The sequence below is a fragment of the Luteolibacter pohnpeiensis genome, from assembly GCF_016595435.1.
GTDB classification, from domain to species: Bacteria; Verrucomicrobiota; Verrucomicrobiia; order Verrucomicrobiales; family Akkermansiaceae; genus Luteolibacter; species Luteolibacter pohnpeiensis.
The window spans coordinates 1-666 of sequence record NZ_JAENIJ010000160.1 but is presented as its reverse complement, the minus strand read 5'-3'; the positions used below and the strand labels follow the sequence as shown (position 1 = coordinate 666).

The following is a 666-nucleotide window of genomic DNA, read 5'->3' as shown; positions in this document are numbered from 1 at the left end:
AAGTCGCTCAACTTCGCCCGCACCTACAACTGGACCGCGCTCGAGGGTTCCGGCTCCGGTGGCATCAGCGTCCTGACTTACGACGAGAATGAAATCGATTCCCGTGTCGTCCGCTCACGCCAGTTCACCGACGAGAAAGTCGTTGCTGACGGTGCCGGTTATTACTTCTCCAACGTTCTCGCCTAAGCTCATGAACCAATACCGAATCATTGATCCGAAAGGCTTCAGCGTGGCCGGAGTTCGTTTGGAACCAGGCAAGATCATCACGGGCGGACCAAGAGCGGTGCATATCGCGACCGGCCTGCACTTCAAGCAGCTTGAACTTGTCGAACCGAAGCGATCCGCGCCGCCGCCAGCTGAATCACAGAAGCCAGCCGTGGACGTCAGCGATGCCGCCCGCAAGTTGGCTGAGGAGCATTCGATCGATCTAACCACGATCAAAGGCACCGGCAGCGACGGCACGATCATCAAGGCGGACGTGGAGGCCGCGATCGAAGCCGCCAAGAACTAACAACCTCTCCTGTGTGTCATGTCAGGCCCCGTCCGTTCGCTCACGCGGGCGGGGCTTTTTTCTCTAACAACCGATGTCCTGGATCACCTTCACTACCGAACACGTCCGCGCCCAGATCTCCGAACGCGAGCTGGAAACCTATGAGGATATGGCGG

General features: G+C 58.6%; 1 protein-coding gene and 1 pseudogene. Both read left to right on the top strand.

Translation table 11 applies throughout. The features are described from left to right. Nucleotides 1-186: pseudogene (locus JIN85_RS20745) on the top strand (hypothetical protein); the annotation flags it as partial. Between the two features lie 4 nt (nt 187-190). Further along, nucleotides 191-511, top strand: a complete 321-nt coding sequence (locus JIN85_RS20740) for an E3 binding domain-containing protein (protein WP_200274448.1) — start codon at nt 191-193, stop codon at nt 509-511. The last annotated feature ends 155 nt before the right edge of the window (nt 512-666 follow it).